Here is an 18,333-nt window from a genome sequence, read left to right as displayed (position 1 = left end):
ACCATGTCGGACGTCACCAGTTTTCTCGCAGGCTTGAGCCGCAGAAGTAAGATCAAGCTGCAACTCATATCTGACGCAATGTTGGTCATAGTGTCGTTCTTCGGGGCAATGGCGCTCCGCCTTGAAAGTTTTCATTTCCTTTTGGACATCGGCATTCTTGGAACGGCCTTCCTGACGGCGCTGTTGACGCTCGCCGTTTTCAAGGCCTGCGGCCTATATCGGGCGCTTGTGCGCTACGTGACCGGCAAAGTGCTTGTGACGGTTGGGAAGGGTGCGTTGATTTCCGCGGTCCTCCTATATGTATCGAGCCTCATTCTTGACGCGGGCATTCCGCGCTCTGTGCCCTTCATGCATGCGGTGCTGGTTTTCCTGACGGTAGGCGGACTGCGCTTTTTTGCGCGGCAGTTCTTCAGGAACCCCGAACAGGTCGGCAAACGCCCTGTGATCATCTATGGCGCGGGTGAAGCAGGGCTGCAGCTTTTGAATTCGCTGTTTTACGGGCGCGACTATCAACCTGTCGCGCTTGTCGATGACAATGAGCATCTGCAGAATCTCACAATCGGAGGTTTGCATGTCTATGCACCCTCCGATATCGAACGCCTCGCGAAGAGTCGCGGGGCGAAGGTCATCCTTCTGGCGATTCCCAGCATGAGCCGCCAGCGTCGGCGCGAAGTAGTCGAATCCCTTGAAGACCTGCATCTCGAGATCAAGACGATCCCGGGCATTTCCGAGATTATCAGCGGCAAGGCCAAGATCTCTGAACTTCGCACCGTCACCGCAGAAGACCTTCTTGGCCGCGATCCCGTGGCCCCGGATCCGGAATTGTTGAGCCACACGATCGACGGCAAGATTGTCATGGTTTCGGGGGCAGGTGGCTCGATTGGCAGCGAGCTTTGCCGACAGATCCTGACCCAGAACCCACACACGCTCGTTCTCTATGAGATGTCCGAATTCGCGCTTTATGCGATTGAATCCGAATTGACCGAGGCGGCGAAACGTATGGGGTATCAAACGCGCATCGTGCCGATTCTTGGATCTGTGCAGCATGCCCGCCGTCTTGATATGGCGATCAAGACCTTCGGTGTGCAAACGATCTATCACGCAGCTGCCTACAAGCACGTGCCGCTCGTCGAAGAAAACGTCATCGAAGGTGTTCGGAACAACATATTTGGCACGCTCGAGATCACACGCGCGGCGCGCAAACATGGGGTCGAGAATTTCATCCTCATCTCAACCGACAAAGCGGTGCGTCCAACAAATATCATGGGATCGACAAAACGCGTCGCGGAACTGATTTGCCAAGCGCAGGCGCGGGAGACGAGCACCACCGTCTTTTCCATGGTCCGTTTCGGCAACGTGTTGGGCTCTTCAGGGTCTGTGATTCCGCGTTTCAGTGCGCAGATCGAGGCCGGAGGCCCGGTTACGCTTACACACCTAGATATCACCCGGTATTTCATGACCATTCCCGAGGCATCTCAGCTTGTCATTCAGGCTGGCGCCATGGCGAAGGGCGGCGATGTGTTCGTTCTCGACATGGGCGAACCGGTCAAAATCCTCGACCTAGCCATGAGCATGGTGAAGCTACATGGCCTCACGCCTTATCTCGTAGAAGACGTCGCACAGATCGCACCGGAGAATGGCGATATACCGATCTGTGTGACAGGGCTTCGCAAGGGCGAAAAGCTCTATGAAGAACTGCTGATCGGAAACAATCCGTCTCCGACGAGGCACCCTCGGATCATGACGGCTTCAGAGGTCTCGCTTCCGATGAAAGACTTGGCCGCCGTACTTGATCGTCTCTTGGCGGCGTGCACGAACTTTGATCTTCCTGAGATCATTGCAATCTTCCATGAACTGCCGGTGGACTATCGCCCTTCCCATGATGATATCTCTGATCTAATTTGGTCCGAGGGTATCTCGGTGCCCGCACAGACACATCTAAAGATCGTAGAAGCCGCCAATTCATGACCTCACTCACTCAATCGCGTCGCGGGCTTGGAGGTCGGCTCGCGGGCCGATTGCTGCACTGGTTCTTTCTCACAAAGCGTGGACTGACTATTGGGGTCCGTGCGGTTGTGCGTTGTCGGGATGGAAAATTCCTCTTATTGCGCCACACATACCTGCCGGGCTGGCACTTTCCGGGAGGTGGGGTCGAGCGGGGAGAGACCGCCGAAACAGCGCTTGGCAACGAGCTTTTTCAAGAAACCGGCCTACGACTTGCGCAGAAACCAGTGTTGCACGGTGTGTTCTTCAACAAGGGTGTGAGCAAGCGGGATCATGTCCTGGTGTACCTCTGCGAAGTGCAGGGAGAGGCGCCGACGAAGGCTTCGAGCATCGAAATCGCTGAATACGGTTTCTTCGCAGCGGACGAACTTCCGCAAGACATTGATCCGGGCACTGCCCGACGCATCCGTGAGATCGCAGAAGGAGCAGAGCGCCACGAAGCTTGGTAAGCGACGAAGCCTAGCGTGATTTGATGGGCAGTCGGAAAGACTGAGTCGTGAGGTTCAGCCCGGCAGGCGCTGCGGGAAACCGGCCCGCTTTTCGGACAGCGGCCAAGGCGATCTTGTCGAGGCGCGCATTGCCAGAGCTTTTCGCAAGCGACACACCGCGAAGCGTTCCGTTGCTCGCTACTGTAATGGTCACGATCGCTGTTCCGCGACCTGCACCGCGCGGTGTGCTGCGGGCGATCTTGGCCCTGATCTGACCGCCCCAGCGTGACAAGAGAGACGACCTTTGTGCCTTGCTAAGTGTGGCAGTGTTGGATTTCTGACTGTTGCCCCGCGCCGCGCCATCGCCGCTGCCTTCGGCGCGTTTCGCATTGACCTGCGCCGCTTCCTTGGAGGCCTGTTGTTTCGGTTTGGGCTTTGGCTTTGGGGCCTCTGCTTTCTTCGGTTTGGGAGTCGGCTTGGGCTCGGGTTTCTTTGGCGGCGCCGGATTGGCAATCGGCACAGGCGGCGCGTCTGGGCGTTGCGGCATATCTGGCAACTCGAGCAAAGGCGTGGCCTTAGGGGGCGCCTCCTGTAGCGGTTGCGGCGAGATGGGGGCGCTCTGCGGCGCATCCGGCATCTGCATCGCGGTCTCAACAACTTCAACCGTTTCTGGCGGACGATCCCATGTCTCGACCATTCTCTGAATACTGGCGGATGACGGATTGATGGTCAGAAGGGACTCGCCGCCTGCTCCGGCACTCGACTCACCCGTTTCGGCCTCTGGCGCCCAGATCGCCAGATGCGCCACGGTTGCAATCGCGAGGAAAGCGGAAGCTTCGGCAATCACACGCATAGCTACCTCGACGAGGAAATGAGTTTAACGTTGCGCACACCTGCAGCGGCCAGACGCGGCAAGAGAGAGGCAATGCGGCTTGCATCAACGGCTTTGTCAGCACGGATCAAGAGCGGTTCATTCTCGCCAAGCGTCGCAAATCCAGCAAAGACATCGTCATCCTTCAGATCGCCATATACGAGGTTGCCGTCGGCAGAGATATAGAGAATGTGTTGGCCCTCTGCCGGGGTTTCAGCCGTGGACTCCGGGGGGGTGATATCGAACGGATCAGGCGGGGTAATCTGTGCCGTCATCAGAAAGAAGATCAACAGCAGAAAGACGACATTGATCATCGGCACGATACTTTCGCGCATGGGGCGTTTGGCTGGCCTATCCAAGATCATCAGCGTTTACTCCACCAAAACCAGCGTCTCATAGCCCGCCTCAGCAAGGCTTTCCATGACACTCACGACACGCTGCAAATCGGCTTTGTCTTTGGCGCGCAGGATGATTACGTCATCATGCGACAGCATCAAGGCACCAAGTTCAGGAAGGAGCGTTGCCAGCTCCATCTCCACCCCGTTGAGACGCACCGCATCAGGAAGGATGTCGATCAAGCGCGGCGGGCCTTCATACGGGGTTTCCGAAGACGCGCTCAGGGGCAGGTTGATCTCAACATCATGCCCAAAACGCGACGCCAGCATAAAGAAGACCAGCAGCAGAAAGACCACGTCAATCATCGGGGTCAGGCTGGGCTTGCGTCGCCGACGTGGAGGGCCGAGATGCATCGTCCTTACTCCGCCGCAGCCGAGTGGTTTTGCGCGTTGCGTTTGGGACGGCGGGTCAGAACACGGGTGATTGCGTCCTCCATATCCCCCTGAGCACGGTCTGCAACGCTTTCAAACCATGTCAGCGCGACACCCGCCGGGATCGCAACGGCCATACCTGCCGCGGTTGTCAGCAGTGCCTCCCATATACCGCCTGCCAATGCAGCGGGATCAGCGCGAGACCCCGCTTCTTGTAGGGTCTGGAAGGCCGTTATCATCCCCATCACGGTCCCGAGAAGACCAAGAAGGGGTGCCGTTGTCGCGATCAGCTCCAGTGCGCGCAACCCGGTGCGCGCCTCGGTCAGCTTGTTCCGAGCGACACGTTGGATTTCTTCGCGCGCTTCGGCATCGTTGAAACGGTCATCGAGCTCGGTTTCGATTGCGGCGCGCGCGACCACGGCGCGCAAGGATTGGCGATTGCCCAAGATCGCCCGTGCCGTGGCGACATCGCCATTTTCCCACGACTGCACCGCCGCCTCGGTATGGCGTCCGGCCCATGCGCCCAGCAACATCAGGCGCCAGATCTTCCACAGGATCAGAGCCAAGGTTAGAACGGACAGCGCCGCGATGGCCCAGATTGCTGGTCCACCCTTGATGAGAAACTCCTGAACATTCGTCCAGCTCGCTATCAGGTCCATAAGGATCCCTCCGAAATCTGGCCCTCATCGGACCGGTCTTGGCACGCACCCAATCGGTTCGGCGTACGGGTTCATACATGTTCCGGCGCCATATGAGGCATTGGCCTCTGCTCACGCAAGTCCGCGATTGGGACAGGAGACAGCAAACCGGAGTTTAATCGGTCATTCCGCCGCCATCTTTGCCGCATGAGGCAATATGAAGGTACCTTGCGACGGCGCCGAATTGACCCGGACGTCACAATGATATGCACGGCTCAGGAGGGCGTTGTTAAAGACCTCCTCTGAGGCGCCCTGTTGCAGGATACGCCCTTCGCTGACAAGCGCCACGCTATCGGCAAACATCGCAGTGAGGTTGAGATCATGCATGACAGCGACGACCCCACCACCCGCAGCGGCATAGTCATGCGCGATCTGCATGACCTGAAGCTGGTGACCGATATCAAGGGCCGATACGGGTTCATCAAGGAAAAGCCAGCGGGGTTCGCCGTCTTCGACCGGCGACCAGACCTGGGCGAGGACACGGGCGAGTTGCACTCGCTGTTGCTCGCCGCCAGAAAGCTCTTGGTAGAAACGCCCCTCAAAGCCTGAAAGGTCCACTCGGGCGAGCGCGCGGTGAATCAGATCGGTGTTGCCGGCGGAAACCCCGCGACTCAGGCCAAGTCTCACGACCTCGATCACAGTGAAAGGGAAGGCGAGGGGGGTGGCTTGGGGCAATACACCGCGCATCGCGGCAAGCTCCCAGGGTTTCAGGCGCGCGATGTTCTCGTTGTTGAGCCGGACCTCCCCCGCGTAGACCGTCTCACCCGTCAGCGCACGCATCAGAGTCGTTTTGCCCGATCCGTTTGGCCCCACAATCGCTGTCACTGCGCCGGGCGCGGCATGGAAATCAATCCCGTGCAGGATCCTATGCGGTCCGTAGCAGACCGAAATATCCGTAGCGTCTAGCATTGCGTTACATATCCAACAGGCCGCGCTGACGCAGCAGAATCCAGAGGAAGAAGGGCCCACCCAGGGTCGCTGTAACGATCCCGATAGGAAGTTCAGCAGGCGCGATGATAACTCGGCTGATCACGTCCGCGATGAGAAGAAGTGCCGCACCAAGAAGCGCGGAGTTCACCAGAAGATAGCGATGATCCGGCCCGACCATCAGACGAAGCAGATGCGGCACGACGATGCCGACAAACCCGATGCCACCCGCAACCGCAACGGCGGCCCCAACCGCACCGGCAACCATCAAGATCGCGGTGTTTTTTAATCGCTGAACCGAAATTCCGATATGGGATGCAGCCGCTTCTCCTAGGGCGAGCGCATTGAGATCGCGCGCAAGGAAAGGCACAATCGCCAGTGCAAGAAGGATCAACGGTGCAGCCGCGATGACCTTGGTCCATGTTGCGCCAGCCAATGACCCCATGCCCCAGAAGGTCAGTGTCCGAAGTTGTGCATCGTCCGCGATATAGACAAGGACACCCTGCAGCGCCCCGGCAAGCGCACCTAGTGCGATCCCGGCAAGAAGCATGGTTGCGACAGAGGTGCGGCCCCGACGGGTCGACACCTTATAAAGAAGGATCGTGCTCAGCCAACCGCCAACGAACGCGGCGACAGAGACTAGGTAGTAGCCGAACATCGCGGCAACCGTTGCCGGGAGAAGTCCTCCGAGCACGATTGCGACAATCGCACCGAGACCGGCACCAGCGCTCACACCGACAAGGCCCGGATCGGCAAGCGGATTGCGGAACAAACCCTGCATTACCGCGCCCGACACCGCAAGCGCAGCCCCGACGAGGATGCCCATCACGGTGCGAGGCAGGCGGATATCCAGAAGTACGATACGATCCCGCGCAGAAAGCGCCTCGCCATTGGCGAGCCCAATCAAAGCGTCCCAAAGAGAGGTGCCCGATGCGCCAATCGCAAGGCTAAGCAGTGCGGCGGCAAACAGGACGAACACTAGCGCAAAGGAAAGCGCACGGGCCTTTTGGCTCCGGTCGCCGGCGAGTGCGGGATCCGGCATGACATGTGTCAGAAAGGTCAAGGATCAGCTTCCGGCTTGGTTCAGGGCGGTTGCGAGGCTGGTCACGGCTTCTGCTGTTCGAACGGAGAAACCGAGCATCATCATCCCATCGAGGCGCACCACGGCATTGTTCTGTCCCGCAGGGGTTGCCGCGAGGGCCGGGTTGGAGAATATCTGTTCATTGGTGATCCCCATCGGACCAGACCGTTCCATCAAGAGGATGACATCGGCATTGCTTGCCAGAATGGCTTCTTCAGTGATCGGCTTGTATCCGTCAAAGCCGCTCGCTGCGTTGACTGCCCCGGCGAGTTCAATGATGCCTTGCGCAGAGGAGTTCTGTCCGGCTGCCATCACACGCCCATTGGCCAGTGACAGGATAAAGAGGACGCGTTTTTCGTCGAGGCCTGCTGTCGCCGCTTTGGCTTTGGCGAGATCGTTGCGCACCTTTTCAGAAAGCGCGGCGCCTTTCTCCGGCACGCCAAGCGCCTCGGAAACGGCCGTGATCTTGGCAACCACAGCATCGCCGGTAAAGCCTTCGGGGATTTCGACAACAGGAATGGCCGCTTCTTGCAGGATATCCATCGCTTCCGGCGGACCGGCCCCCTCGAGGCTAATGATCAGATCGGGATCGACGGAAAGAATGCCCTCGGGCGAGAGGCGACGAATATATCCGATATCAGGAAGTTCCCGCGCGGCTTCCGGGTGGTTCGATGTCGTATCGCGCGCCACGAGGCGATCTTCTTCGCCGAGCGCAAAGACGATCTCTGTGATCGCGCCACCCACCGCAACGATGCGGTTCGGCTCTTCCTCGGCCTGCGCAGAAACCGCGAGGGCGGCTGCGAAAATGCCCCCGATCGGAGCACGGAAGCTTCTCAAGATCTGAAAAAATGTCATGCCGGGACATCCTCTTTAAGGGTTTCCAACTCGGCAATCATGTCATTCCATCGGCCAGCGCCTTCATCGTCCCGCAGCACACCGAAGAACTGAGCGATAAGACCTCCTTCAGCGTCAAACGCCTCCACAGAGATCGCGTCCCCCGCCCGCGTGGCCTTGGTAACAGCGTAAACCTCGGCGATGTGATCTTTGCGCAGATGCATATCGAAACCGGGATCAAGCACATTGATCCAAGGCCCCATATCGACGATGCGATGCACCGGTCCAGTATGAATTTCGATACACCCCATGTTGCCGACGAAGACCATGATCGAGATCTCGCGCTCGGCCGCGCGATGAAGAAGCGTTTCGACGGCGTCGTTGCCGAGCCGGCGTGCATAGGGTTCTCCCGCGACACGGTAGGCCCCAAGCCGGTTCATCTTGATGCGACGGGTCATCATCAGGAATTGATGCGTGTCGGTGATCTTGTCCCATTCGCTGCGCAGGCGGTCAGCCTGATCTGGGGTGCCCTTGGCGCCTTCGGTCGGCTTGCGGGGGGAGACGGTCAGAGTGTCGGACTGGTCCTCGATCTTTAGCTCTTCGACCACGGGCGCCCAGGCGTCCGCGTTCGAGCCTTCGCGCAAAAAGACCTTGTGAACCGCATCACCCGCCGCGTCGAAGACCTGAATCGTGCGGCGCATTCCGCGGTCGGTTTCCTGTTCGATGGCAAATCCATGGACCCAGTGTTTCGGGAACATGCGCAGGTCGATATCTTCATTGACGACAAGCGCGGCATGTTCACCAGGGCGAAAACCATCGTACACACCGACTTTCTCGATCACGCAGCTTTCGTTGCGCGTCAAAGCCATGACCTCGCCGAAGCGATTTAGCGCGGGCATGATCCGGTCCATATCTGCGGTGATTCTCGTCACAGTGTCGCCCACGTGCGCGGCGACGAGCTGCGCCTCGGAAATTCCGAGTTTGTCGGCGAGATCGCGGTCGCGCATCTTTGGGTTCTCGGCGCGAGCGGCCTTGATTTCTGTTGCAGTCCTGACGTTTGCCTCTTCCAAGGGGCTCTCCTTCGCGCATTGTTTTGGAATGTGCATCTGGCTAGCGCCCACGGGGACACGATCGCTGGATCAGCAGGCGCAGCTATGGCGCCGAATTTCGACAAAAATAGTCGGCTTTATTTTGGAGTGCAAGAGGCCGTCTCACCAAACCCAACCCGAGGTTCGCATTTCGTGCGGGAACGCCTTCGTCCTATGCAACATCCTTGGTTTCTTGGCGCGCGCCGTTAGAGACGACCTGCCATGAATGCTGAAACTCGTGAAATCCGAGAAGGGTCAAGGTGCTGAGCAGCAGCCCCCTCGATTCTCGCCCAAAGGCAAGAAAGCAAGGCGTCAATCGTCACCAGCATAAAGGCATGCGCGCCCGCTGAAGGATCCGCTTGGTCGCAAGTCTCTTGTCGTGCTGTGCGCCATTTTTCAAGCCACGACGACACGGCGACTGAGCCGGATGTTTCTGCTTCTTGACTAAGGAAAGCGTCAAAGGCATCCGCGGGCGCGCCCTGGGCAAGCCGTGTCGCGAGCATTCGGGCATGTATTCCATTCGCGCCCTCGTAGATCGCTGTAATCCGGGCGTCGCGATAGGTCTGTTCGACCCGGTATTCGCGCAGATAGCCGTAGCCACCGAGGATCTGAATTCCCAGATCAGCGGCTTTCATACCCGCTTCGGTGCAATAGACCTTGGCCACCGGCGTCAGGAACTCTACGAGGTCGGGGTTGTCGCCCGCCTCCATGGTGACACAGGCCAGATGCGCCATGGCGCGCGCGCCGAGGGCAAGGCTATCGATCTCGTCCAGCATCCGACGGACGTCTGCGTGCTGATCAAGTGTCACAGGCGCACCATCCGCTCCACGTCCCTGCACACGATCCGCGGCATATGCGCTCGCGATGTCATGCGCGCGTGCGGCGTGAGCAACGCCTTGCAGGGCCACATCCGCGCGCGCATGGTTCATCATCGTGAACATCGCCATAAGGCCTTGCCCTTCGGCACCGATAATTTCGGCCTCTGCGCCGTCAAAGGCGAGTTGGCAGGTCGGTGATGCGTGCAGGCCCATCTTCTCTTCGATGCGCGTCACGGAAACAGCATTGCGGGTGCCATCGCGGCGTTCAGACGGGCAGAGGAAGAGAGACAAGCCCTTGACACCATTGTCGGATGTGCGGGCGAGGACGAGGTGCAGAATATGCTCGCTCATGTCCTGATCGCCTCCGGAGATAAAAATCTTCTCTCCGGTGATGGCCCAGCCATTCTCTGTTTCTTCCGCGCGGCAGCGCACACGGGCGAGATCCGATCCGGCCCCTGGTTCGGTCAGGCACATGGTCGCCAAGGTAGCACCCGATGCAAGGGGCGGGATATGGCGGCTCTTCTGGTCTTCGGTGCCAAACCGCAGAAGCGTGCGCACCGCGCCAGGCACGAGGCCCGTTACCATCTGCAGGCTATGATTGGCCCCAGAAAAAATCTCTGAGGTGACAGCGAGCATCAGCGCACCAAGACCCTGACCGCCATAGGCCTCTGGCACGGTCAGGCTCGGCCAACCCTGTTCGGCATAGGCCTTATAGACCGCGCCAAATCCATCCGGCATGCGGACGCGGCCATTTTCAAGCGCGCAACCTTGCAGATCACCTGGCTCATCCAAAGGCGCTATCTCGCCTTCGGCGAAGGCAGCAAAATGGCCGCCAATCTCGGCAGTAAACTCCGCGTCGAACTCTGGTAGGGCAGGGGCGCCGGCCACATGGATCAACGAGAACAGGATATCATCAAGCGGGGCCTGAAACGGTTTCATGGTTTACAGAACCTTGTAGTAAGCAATTTCAACAGCTGAGGCGCGCCGAATTCCGGCACAGACGAAAAGCGTATGGTTGACCCAACCATAGCGCGCATCGCCTGTCTCAAGGCGGGCCGCGGTGCGCATGTAGTAGGTCGAGGGATCGACGTCTTCTCCAGCGGCAAGCCGGGCGAGAACGTCTGGGGGCCCGTGGCGCGTGCCAACATTAACGATCTCGATCAATGCGCCATCCCCGGTCTCGACCGCATAGCGCGTATCGAGATGGGCCGCGCCATCCTCGAAGATTGTCTGCCAATCGGCGCCAAGGTTGAGGATCTTGCCGGTCAATTCCGGGCCAAGCGCCTCGCCGCCGGTGATCGGAATGATCCGACGCATCCCCGCACGTCCCCGGCCCATCTCCAACGGGGCCGCAAGGTCGACGCGCAGGGTAAAGCTATGGGCGAGCGAGGGGACGGGAATCTGCATCATTCAAATCCAAGAAGACGCGCAGCGTTGCCCTTGATGATATCCGGGCGCAACTCGTCCTTGATGTTGATCTGCTCAAAATCCGAGAGCCAACGTTCCGGCGTGATCATCGGCCAGTCCGACCCGAAGAGTACCTTCTTGCGGAGAATCGAATTGCAGTATTTCACAAGGATCTCCGGGAAATACTTCGGCGACCAGCCGGAGAGGTCGATATAGACATTCGGCTTGTGCTGGGCGACCGAGAGCGCCTCTTCCTGCCATGGGAAAGACGGATGGGCGAGGATGATCTTGAGGTCGGGGAAATCGACGGCCACGTCATCCATATACATCGGGTTCGAGTATTTGAGGCGCATGCCGTTGCCGCCGGGCATGCCCGAACCGACCCCAGTCTGCCCGGTATGGAAAAGTGCAATGCCGCCTTCTTCCTCGATCGCCTCGTAGAGCGCATACGCCATGCGGTCATTGGGATAGAAGCCCTGCATGGTCGGGTGGAACTTGAACCCCTTGATGCCGAAATCGCGGATCAGGCGCTTGGCTTCGCGCACACCCATCTTGCCTTTCCAGGGGTCGATGGAGGCAAAGGGGATGAGCACATCGTCATTCTCGGCCGCGAGCTCAGCCACTTCCTCGTTCTTGTAACGGCGATAGCCAGTTTCGCGTTCGGAATCGACCGGGAAGATCACCGCGGCAATGTTCTGTTCGCGGTAGTGGGCGGCGGTTTCCGGGATGGTCGGCGGGTGCGACCAGGGCGCGCGGAAATACTTGGCCATCGTGGATTGCAGATCGTCATACCCATCATCCGCATGGCAACCGCAGGGTTCTTCAGCGTGCGTATGAATGTCGATCGCGCGGACCTTGGAGATATCTACCATTTGTCCAACTCCTTGTTATATCGTGATGATCGCCGGATCGGCGTCGTCATAGAGCCGCTCAAGAAGGTCTTTGCGGCGCGTGAGGACTTTTCGGAAGTTCAGGTTGCCCTTGGCGGTCATCTCGCCCTCGGGCATCGAGGCCGGTTCGCTGAGCACAATCGCGCGAGAGATCTTGGTCGAACTTCCCGAGATTTCGCGAGCGCGCTCGGCAAGGCGGCGATGAATCTCACCCTGCAAGAGCTTGCACCGATAAGCACCGTTGTCATCCGTGAGATCGAAGCCTTCGCGCTTGAGTTCGGCCACGTCAGGGAACACCATGACACCGATCTGGTTTCGGTCGGCTCCGGTGATGACAAGGTCGGTCGCAAGCGGTGCGAGACAGGCCAGCATGTCGATCCGAAGCTGTGCTGCGCGCACCCATGTGCCGGTCAGGAGCTTGAAGTCTTCCGAGATACGCCCGTCAAACTTCATGCCGCGATCAATATCGTCCGGATCGACGAAGACCATAGCATCGCCGGTGACAAAGAACCCTTCCTCGTCAAACGCCTCTGCGGTCTTATCGGGGTTCTGGAAATAGCCGGGCATGACATTCGGGCCTTTCACGCGCATCTCGCATCGCATGTCCGCGTCGGGAATCAATTTAAGCGTCACACCTGTCATCGGAACACCGACGACGCCGGAGCGGTCTGTAGGTTCTTGCTGCATCATGGTGGCGGGCGCGGTTTCGGTCAGGCCCCAGGACGACGTCATAAGAGGCACTTCACCTTTCACCTCCATCGCCATCGCTTCGAACCCTTCCCAGACATCCTGTGGCAGAGAAGCGCCTGCATAGAAGATCAGGTCGAGATCGGCGAAGAAACGTTGCCGGAGCGCCGTATCCTCGCGCAAGGCAGCAAGCAGCATGCCAAAGCCCACAGGCACGTTGAAGACAAGAGAACCAGTGACCATCGAAAGGTTCTCCAGCGTGCGCTCGAACAGGCCTTTGACGGGTTTGCCGTCATCGACATAGTAGCTGCCGCCGTTGGACAACATCATGTTGAAGTTATGCGAGCCGCCAAAGACGTGGTTCCATGGTAGCCAATCGACAACACGCGGCGGACGTTCCCGCAAGAAGGGCAGGGAGTCTGCAAGCTGCGTCTGGTTCACGCACATCATGCGCTGTGTCGTCATCACACCCTTGGGTGCCGAGGTCGAGCCGCTTGTCATCAGGATCTTGGCCACGGTGTCGGGCGTGACCTTGGCATGGGCCGCGGCGAGATCGACGCCCGCATCGCCTTTTAGCAGATCTGCGAACGGCGTGACTTTGCCATTCTGACCCGGTCTGCTCGCGACCACCTCAATCCCGTTCAAGGCATCGAGCGCCAAGGCTTCGCCGTATTGGTCAGCATCCACGACATAGGCCATTTTCGGACCGACAAGTTCGATCGCGTGTTGCAGACGGCCATGCGCGCCATGGATGAGTGAGTATTGTTCGGCGACCGGAGCTGTGGGAACGCCGACATATTGCGCCGCCAAAGAAAGAAGCCCGTGATCGACGCCGTTACCAGACATGATCAAGATCGGAGTATCCGGCCCCATACCGCGCGCAAGAAGCGAAGCCGCAATCGCCTGCACCTTTTCGAGGGTGGCACTGTAGCTTTCTTCGCGCCAGCCAGCGCCGCTTCGCTCGGCAATAAAGACCCGGTCAGGTGCTTCATTGGCCCAGTGGCGCAGCCAGTCAGCGGTTTTCTCAGCAACGGGGCCGAGCTCATAGTTCGAGCGCAACAGGATCGTCCCATCGGGGCGATCTTCGCGCGCTACGGAATGCTTGAGAAATTGCGAGGTGCGTTTCACGTCCTATCCCCTCCCTTGGCGTTTCTCGATGTGTTTCATCGCCGCGATCATTGACTTGATCGCGTCCTCCTCCAGCCCCTCCAGAAGCTGATCTTCATGCGCCGTCACAGCCGCAACGGCCTTGTCACAAAGCTGACGCCCCGCGAGGGTCACATGCAGCGCATAGGCCCGTCTGTCTGTCGGGACGCGGTCGCGTGTGATCAACTCACGCCGCTCCAATTCGTCGATAATGACGACAAGGTTCGGGCGCTCGATATCCATTGCATCGGCAAGCTGCGACTGACGCAGGCCTGGATTGTCGGCAATCAGGACCAGCGCCGTATAGGTCAACATGCGCAACTCAAAGGGGTTGAGCGTCTCAGCGAGATCCGCTTGGATCACGTTGAAGGCGCGCTTCATGTGATACCCGATGAAACGCCGCAGTGTCGCATCGCTGACCTTGGTCAGGTCTGGGGCGACCGTGTCTTTTGAAACAGGTTTCGCCATGGTCTTAGCGGAATTTCGGCGCACGTTTTTCAAGGAAAGCCCGCAGGCCTTCCTCTGCATCCGGCGTCGTTTGCGATAGGGCGGCGGCGAGGGATTCCGTAAACAGCCCATCAGCCTGAGACATGTCATTGATCCGCGCAATCGACTGGATCATCAGGTAGTTTGACAGGGGCGCGTTGCGCGCGATCTTGCCCGCCAACGACTGGGCCATTGCCATCGCCTCTCCATCACCGACCGAGTAATGCGCAAGGCCAAGCGCGAGGCCTTCATCGGCGCTATACTTGCGCCCAGTAAGCATCATCTCGGTCATGCGATCCGCTCCGAGCAGGCGCCCGACCCGCGCTGTCGCACCACCGCCCACAAAGATCCCACGCCGCCCTTCCGGCAGTTGGAAGATCGTCGAAGCTTCGGCAATACGCACATGGGTCGACGCGGCAAGTTCAAGCCCGCCACCGATCACCGCTCCGAACATGGCCGAGACCACGGCAAGGCCGCCGAATTGGATCTTGTCCATCACGGTATGCCAATGGCGGGAATGATAGAGGTTCTCTTCGGCCGAGCGATGCACGTGCTCGGAAAGGTCAAGGCCCGAACAGTAATGCCCCTCAATCCCAGTCAGAATGACGACGCGCACATCTTTGGGCGGCGCAGAAAAGAAGCCATCCAACGCCACGAGAAGCTCTTCGCACATGGCGTTGCGCTTGCCCGGACGGTTCATGGTCAACGTGGCGATCGGACCGTCGATGTCGATCTTGAGGATATCAGTGGCCATCGTGGCTCTCCTTATCGCGGCGGCAGGCGCACTGCGCCGTCCAGACGGATGGTGGTTCCATTGAGGAACGTATTGGTGATGATCTGCTCCGCCAGGAGCGCGTATTCATGCGGCGTGCCAAGGCGCGGCGGGAAGGGGATGTTCGCGGTAATCTTCTGGGCAATCTCTTCGGGGAGCCCCTCCATCATCGGGGTATGAAAGAGCCCCGGCGCGATCGCCATGACACGGATACCCGATTGCGCGAACTCACGCGCGGCGGGAAGACACATGGAGGCGATGGCCCCCTTGGACGCTGCATAGGCCGCCTGCCCAAGCTGACCATCCTCAAAGGCGACAGAGGCAGTATTGATGATGACCCCGCGCTCCTGCGTGTCGAGTGCGTCCAGCTCGGCCATGCGGCGCGCACCGTGACTCATGACGTTATAAGTTCCGAAAAGATTGACCTTGAGCGTCCTCTCAAAGACATCGAATGAGAGCTTTCCCTCACGACCGACGATCCTGGCAGCCATACCAATCCCGGCGCAGTTGATGACGATCCGAGGAGCACTTCCGAATCTCTTTGCCGCAGCATCAAACGCAGCGCACACCGCCGCCTCGTCGCTCACATCGGTCTTCACGGCCAGCGCGCCGATCTCGGACGCGACTTCCTCCGCGCGCTCGATGTTGAAGTCGACAATTACCACCTTCGCACCTTGCGCTGCGAGATGGCGTGCCGTGGCTTCGCCAAGCCCGCTTCCACCGCCGGTGACCAATGCAACCTGATCCTTGATATGCATCTGCATTTCCTCCTCTTCGCACACGTTCTCTCAAACAAGAGTAAGAACGGCGCCAAATGCTGATTTCCAATAATGATTATACTTCATAACTAAATTGTCGAGAGAAATGATTTGAGAGATATCAGTATCTTAGAGAAATACCACGTCAGTCTTCGCGATGGGCATTCGTGGCTTTCGCTGCAAGAGACAGGAAGGTCTCACGCTCTTCATCGCTTAGCCCGCGCAAAATATCGGTTTGCATTTCGCGCACGATCGGAAAGACGTCATCCACCATTTTCCGCCCCTCCGTGGACAGGAAAACTTCCCTCGCGCGGCGATCTCGTTGGCTCACCTTGCGCACAACCAGCCCCTTTTTTTCGAGCCGATCAATGACCCCTCCAATCGTCGCGCGATCATAGGCAATAAGCGCAGCGATACGGGCCTGATCTACGCCAGGATTTGCACCGATCGCGTCCATTGCAGCGAACTGAACGGGCGTCAGATCATGGCCGGCACGCTGCGCATGGGCCGAAAAAACATGGGTCGCGATTTGGTGCAGCCGCCGAATCAAATGGCCGGGCATCGTCTGAATTTCCATGAGAAACCTTTAGCATTTTTTCAAATCCTCGCGCAATTACAGTGTGTTGCTGACAGTAGTGTGCACACTCATTAATTTGTTGACCAATATTTGTAAGTATAGTTATTATTTTTGCCAAGGCAGTCGCCAAACAGATCGGAGGACCCTCATGCAATACCATTTGAACGGCTTCACACCCGGCCATCCGGACGTATCACCCGCAGCTTCAACCGCTGCACGTCATCGAGGCGCCAATGGTCTGCCGGAAAAAGTCGACGTTTTGATTGCCGGGTGCGGACCGGCAGGCCTTTGCCTTGCGGCGCAGCTTTCCCAATTCCCAGAAATCTCGACCATGATCGTCGAACCGAAGCAGGGCCGTATGGAAAAGGGGCAGGCGGACGGGATCAACGTTCGGTCGATGGAGATGTTTCAGGCCTTTGGGTTCGCTGACGCGGTGAAACGCGAATCCTATTGGGTCAATGAGACGACCTTCTGGGCGCCAAACCCTAGTGCCCCTGGAGAAATCAAACGCGTAGGACGCGTTCAGGACGTCGAGGACGGGATTTCGGAAATGCCCCATGTCCTCATCAACCAGGCGAGGGTGCATGATTTCTACCTCGACATCATGTCAAATTCCGCCTCGCGTCTCGAGCCGGACTATGGGTTGAAAGTTCTCGACCTCACTGTGGATGCAGAAGCGGAAGACTACCCCGTAACCGTTACCCTTGAGCGCACCGATCCAGAGCGCGCCGGCCAGACCGAGACCGTGCGCGCCAACTATGTTGTCGGTTGCGATGGCGCGCGCAGCAATGTGCGCAAATCCATCGGCGGTGCATTGCACGGCGACGCCGCGCATCAGGCGTGGGGGGTAATGGATGTGCTTGCCGTCACGGATTTCCCGGATTTCCGCATGAAGGCGATCATTCAGTCGCAAGGCGAAGGAAGTATCCTCGTCTTGCCACGAGAGGGGGGCTATCTCGTGCGGCTCTATGTCGAACTCGACAAACTGCACGAGAATGAGCGCGTCTCTGAGCGCGGACTTGGCATTGACGACATCATCGCGAAAGCCAAACGCATTCTTCAGCCGCACGCGTTCGACGTGAAAGATGTGGTTTGGTGGTCGATCTACGAAATCGGCCACCGTCTCACCGACAAATTCGACGACGTGCCTGCCCAAGACGTTGCAACACGCGCGCCACGTGTCTTTACCGCCGGGGATGCCTGTCACACCCATAGCCCGAAAGCCGGGCAGGGGATGAATGTCTCGATGGGAGATACGTTCAATCTAGGCTGGAAGCTGATCTCTGTCCTGACAGGCCGCGCTGCGCCGGACCTCCTTCATTCCTATTCCCGCGAGCGTCAAGCCGCGGCGCAGGGGCTGATCGACTTTGATCACCAATGGTCCCGCGTCGTCGGTGCGCGCCCGGACGAGGCGGACAGCGACATGCCCCTAGTGCAGAAGAAATTCATTGAGGGTGGTCACTTCACCGCCGGCCTTACTGTAAACTATGAGCAATCCGCCCTCATTGGCGGCAAGGAATGGCAGGGGCTGGCATCGGGGTTCGAGATCGGGATGCGGTTTCATTCCGCGCCAGTTATCCGCCTTGCCGACGCAAAGCCGATGCAGCTTGGCCATGCGGTGACGTTTGGGCGTCGTTGGTACGTGTTCGCGTTCGCCGGAGAGGACGACCATGGACAGGAAGACGCCCCTGTCTCGAAGCTTTGTAGCTTCCTCGAGACGAGCCCAGATTCACCGATTTCCCGTATCCGCAAATCAGGCGAAGATATCGACGCGATGATCGACGTGCGCGCCGTGTTCCAACAAGGCTTCCGCGACTTGGATCACACCAAGATGCCCTCGCTCTTGCGACCGATGAAAGGCCGCTTTGGCCTCGTGGATTATGAGAAAGTGTTCTGCTCCGACCTCAAGAGCGGCGAGGATATCTTTGACCTGCGCAATATTGATCGCGCCAAGGGCTGCATGGTTGTCGTGCGTCCGGATCAACATGTGGCGCATATCCTACCGCTCGAGGCACATCAGGATCTGGCCGCGTTCTTCGAGGGAATTTTTCTCCCGAAGTAACCACTGCGCGCTCTGACCTTGGGAAGGTGCGC

General features: G+C 58.7%; 19 protein-coding genes. 3 read left to right on the top strand and 16 right to left on the bottom strand.

What is annotated here, in order from left to right:
* Positions 1-3 precede the first annotated feature (3 nt).
* A complete protein-coding gene (locus R1W01_RS05675) occupies positions 4-1,968 on the top strand; it encodes a nucleoside-diphosphate sugar epimerase/dehydratase (protein WP_317275045.1) in 1,965 nt (654 codons plus the stop codon).
* On the top strand, positions 1,965-2,453 hold the full coding sequence (locus R1W01_RS05670; protein ID WP_279391764.1) for an NUDIX domain-containing protein: 489 nt from the start codon (positions 1,965-1,967) through the stop codon (positions 2,451-2,453). Before R1W01_RS05675 ends, R1W01_RS05670 begins: the two co-directional genes overlap by 4 nt.
* A gap of 10 nt (positions 2,454-2,463) precedes the next feature.
* Here the strand turns inward: R1W01_RS05670 and R1W01_RS05665 are convergent, their stop codons facing one another.
* The 16 genes from R1W01_RS05665 to R1W01_RS05590 all read right to left on the bottom strand — a co-directional run bounded on the left by R1W01_RS05665 (position 2,464) and on the right by R1W01_RS05590 (position 16,224).
* Positions 2,464-3,285: a cell envelope integrity protein TolA gene (locus R1W01_RS05665; RefSeq protein ID WP_297758927.1), complete on the bottom strand. Its 822-nt coding sequence runs from the start codon at positions 3,283-3,285 to the stop codon at positions 2,464-2,466.
* 2 nt (positions 3,286-3,287) lie between these two features.
* The gene (locus R1W01_RS05660; protein WP_317275044.1) at positions 3,288-3,668 is read right to left on the bottom strand and encodes a biopolymer transporter ExbD; all 381 of its coding nucleotides are present in this window, start codon (positions 3,666-3,668) and stop codon (positions 3,288-3,290) included.
* Positions 3,669-3,674: 6 nt separating this feature from the next.
* Positions 3,675-4,052 (bottom strand): ExbD/TolR family protein, encoded by a 378-nt coding sequence (locus R1W01_RS05655; RefSeq protein ID WP_297758932.1) that lies wholly within the window; start codon positions 4,050-4,052, stop codon positions 3,675-3,677.
* Positions 4,053-4,057: 5 nt separating this feature from the next.
* Positions 4,058-4,729, bottom strand: coding sequence for a MotA/TolQ/ExbB proton channel family protein (locus tag R1W01_RS05650; protein ID WP_243612762.1), 672 nt, complete (start codon positions 4,727-4,729; stop codon positions 4,058-4,060).
* Positions 4,730-4,891: 162 nt separating this feature from the next.
* A complete protein-coding gene (locus tag R1W01_RS05645) occupies positions 4,892-5,677 on the bottom strand; it encodes a heme ABC transporter ATP-binding protein (protein ID WP_297758935.1) in 786 nt (261 codons plus the stop codon).
* Positions 5,678-5,681: 4 nt separating this feature from the next.
* A complete protein-coding gene (locus R1W01_RS05640) occupies positions 5,682-6,737 on the bottom strand; it encodes a FecCD family ABC transporter permease (protein ID WP_297758938.1) in 1,056 nt (351 codons plus the stop codon).
* 24 nt (positions 6,738-6,761) lie between these two features.
* Entirely contained in the window at positions 6,762-7,631 is an 870-nt protein-coding gene (locus tag R1W01_RS05635) for a hemin ABC transporter substrate-binding protein (protein ID WP_297758941.1), read from the bottom strand.
* Positions 7,628-8,680 (bottom strand): hemin-degrading factor, encoded by a 1,053-nt coding sequence (locus tag R1W01_RS05630; RefSeq protein WP_297758944.1) that lies wholly within the window; start codon positions 8,678-8,680, stop codon positions 7,628-7,630. The genes R1W01_RS05635 and R1W01_RS05630 overlap by 4 nt, the downstream gene beginning before the upstream one ends.
* Before the next feature lie 224 nt (positions 8,681-8,904).
* Positions 8,905-10,455, bottom strand: a complete 1,551-nt coding sequence (locus tag R1W01_RS05625; RefSeq protein ID WP_297758947.1) for an acyl-CoA dehydrogenase family protein — start codon at positions 10,453-10,455, stop codon at positions 8,905-8,907.
* Between the two features lie 3 nt (positions 10,456-10,458).
* Positions 10,459-10,923, bottom strand: a complete 465-nt coding sequence (locus R1W01_RS05620) for a DUF3237 domain-containing protein (RefSeq protein WP_317275043.1) — start codon at positions 10,921-10,923, stop codon at positions 10,459-10,461.
* Positions 10,923-11,795 (bottom strand): amidohydrolase family protein, encoded by an 873-nt coding sequence (locus tag R1W01_RS05615; protein WP_243612768.1) that lies wholly within the window; start codon positions 11,793-11,795, stop codon positions 10,923-10,925. Before R1W01_RS05615 ends, R1W01_RS05620 begins: the two co-directional genes overlap by 1 nt.
* 15 nt (positions 11,796-11,810) lie before the next feature.
* The gene (locus tag R1W01_RS05610; protein WP_297758952.1) at positions 11,811-13,628 is read right to left on the bottom strand and encodes a feruloyl-CoA synthase; all 1,818 of its coding nucleotides are present in this window, start codon (positions 13,626-13,628) and stop codon (positions 11,811-11,813) included.
* Between the two features lie 3 nt (positions 13,629-13,631).
* A complete protein-coding gene (locus tag R1W01_RS05605) occupies positions 13,632-14,114 on the bottom strand; it encodes a MarR family winged helix-turn-helix transcriptional regulator (protein ID WP_297758955.1) in 483 nt (160 codons plus the stop codon).
* Positions 14,115-14,118: 4 nt separating this feature from the next.
* Positions 14,119-14,886 (bottom strand): crotonase/enoyl-CoA hydratase family protein, encoded by a 768-nt coding sequence (locus tag R1W01_RS05600; RefSeq protein ID WP_297758957.1) that lies wholly within the window; start codon positions 14,884-14,886, stop codon positions 14,119-14,121.
* Positions 14,887-14,897: 11 nt separating this feature from the next.
* A complete protein-coding gene (locus R1W01_RS05595; RefSeq protein ID WP_297759181.1) occupies positions 14,898-15,662 on the bottom strand; it encodes an SDR family NAD(P)-dependent oxidoreductase in 765 nt (254 codons plus the stop codon).
* A gap of 145 nt (positions 15,663-15,807) precedes the next feature.
* The gene (locus R1W01_RS05590; RefSeq protein WP_317275042.1) at positions 15,808-16,224 is read right to left on the bottom strand and encodes a MarR family transcriptional regulator; all 417 of its coding nucleotides are present in this window, start codon (positions 16,222-16,224) and stop codon (positions 15,808-15,810) included.
* Between the two features lie 163 nt (positions 16,225-16,387).
* Between R1W01_RS05590 and R1W01_RS05585 the strand changes: the two genes are divergently transcribed.
* Positions 16,388-18,301, top strand: a complete 1,914-nt coding sequence (locus R1W01_RS05585) for an FAD-binding monooxygenase (protein ID WP_297758963.1) — start codon at positions 16,388-16,390, stop codon at positions 18,299-18,301.
* The last annotated feature ends 32 nt before the right edge of the window (positions 18,302-18,333 follow it).

This window comes from Shimia sp. FJ5 (assembly GCF_032918335.1).
Lineage (GTDB): Bacteria > Pseudomonadota > Alphaproteobacteria > Rhodobacterales > Rhodobacteraceae > Shimia > Shimia aestuarii_A.
The sequence above is the reverse complement of the archived record's forward strand: the minus strand, read 5'-3'. Positions and strand labels throughout refer to the sequence as shown.

Bases quoted from the DNA above. Each gene is read 5' to 3' on its own strand.
- R1W01_RS05620 (WP_317275043.1), bottom strand. From the start codon at position 10,923: ATGCAGATTCCCGTCCCCTCGCTCGCCCATAGCTTTACCCTGCGCGTC.
- R1W01_RS05615 (WP_243612768.1), bottom strand. From the start codon at position 11,795: ATGGTAGATATCTCCAAGGTCCGCGCGATCGACATTCATACGCACGCT.
- R1W01_RS05625 (WP_297758947.1), bottom strand. From the start codon at position 10,455: ATGAAACCGTTTCAGGCCCCGCTTGATGATATCCTGTTCTCGTTGATC.
- R1W01_RS05660 (WP_317275044.1), bottom strand. From the start codon at position 3,668: ATGATCTTGGATAGGCCAGCCAAACGCCCCATGCGCGAAAGTATCGTG.
- R1W01_RS05645 (WP_297758935.1), bottom strand. From the start codon at position 5,677: ATGCTAGACGCTACGGATATTTCGGTCTGCTACGGACCGCATAGGATC.
- R1W01_RS05595 (WP_297759181.1), bottom strand. From the start codon at position 15,662: ATGCATATCAAGGATCAGGTTGCATTGGTCACCGGCGGTGGAAGCGGG.
- R1W01_RS05590 (WP_317275042.1), bottom strand. From the start codon at position 16,224: ATGCCCGGCCATTTGATTCGGCGGCTGCACCAAATCGCGACCCATGTT.
- R1W01_RS05655 (WP_297758932.1), bottom strand. From the start codon at position 4,052: ATGCATCTCGGCCCTCCACGTCGGCGACGCAAGCCCAGCCTGACCCCG.
- R1W01_RS05635 (WP_297758941.1), bottom strand. From the start codon at position 7,631: ATGACATTTTTTCAGATCTTGAGAAGCTTCCGTGCTCCGATCGGGGGC.
- R1W01_RS05665 (WP_297758927.1), bottom strand. From the start codon at position 3,285: ATGCGTGTGATTGCCGAAGCTTCCGCTTTCCTCGCGATTGCAACCGTG.
- R1W01_RS05670 (WP_279391764.1), top strand. From the start codon at position 1,965: ATGACCTCACTCACTCAATCGCGTCGCGGGCTTGGAGGTCGGCTCGCG.
- R1W01_RS05585 (WP_297758963.1), top strand. From the start codon at position 16,388: ATGCAATACCATTTGAACGGCTTCACACCCGGCCATCCGGACGTATCA.
- R1W01_RS05605 (WP_297758955.1), bottom strand. From the start codon at position 14,114: ATGGCGAAACCTGTTTCAAAAGACACGGTCGCCCCAGACCTGACCAAG.
- R1W01_RS05650 (WP_243612762.1), bottom strand. From the start codon at position 4,729: ATGGACCTGATAGCGAGCTGGACGAATGTTCAGGAGTTTCTCATCAAG.
- R1W01_RS05600 (WP_297758957.1), bottom strand. From the start codon at position 14,886: ATGGCCACTGATATCCTCAAGATCGACATCGACGGTCCGATCGCCACG.
- R1W01_RS05640 (WP_297758938.1), bottom strand. From the start codon at position 6,737: ATGCCGGATCCCGCACTCGCCGGCGACCGGAGCCAAAAGGCCCGTGCG.
- R1W01_RS05675 (WP_317275045.1), top strand. From the start codon at position 4: ATGTCGGACGTCACCAGTTTTCTCGCAGGCTTGAGCCGCAGAAGTAAG.